The 249-nt window shown below is 62.2% G+C and carries 1 protein-coding gene; it reads right to left on the reverse strand.

The genetic code is table 11. The features are described from left to right. Positions 1-234 (reverse strand): hypothetical protein (locus tag SB765_RS32225; RefSeq protein WP_410932842.1); only part of this gene is annotated, 234 nt, incomplete at its 3' end. Positions 235-249 lie beyond the last annotated feature (15 nt).

Here is a 249-nt window from a genome sequence, read left to right on the forward strand (position 1 = left end):
CTTCAGGTTCAGGGCACCGGAGTAAAGCGGCCGCAGCAGAAACTCGGCCCAGGTGGTGTCCACGCCGTGCGGCAGGGCCTCCATGAACGCGTCCGTTTCGGCGCGGTAGTCTTCGCCCGTGAGATCAAAGGCCCGGTTTATGTAGTAGGTGTCAACAGGGATGCCGTTTTCGGCGGCGTAAACCAGTGCGTCAAAGGTGATGCCCAGCAGCGCCTCCATTACCGGCCAGCTCATGAAGGCGCTCCCGGT

Source organism: Pseudomonas sp. SIMBA_067 (genome assembly GCF_046534675.1).
GTDB lineage: Bacteria > Pseudomonadota > Gammaproteobacteria > Pseudomonadales > Pseudomonadaceae > Aquipseudomonas > Aquipseudomonas putida.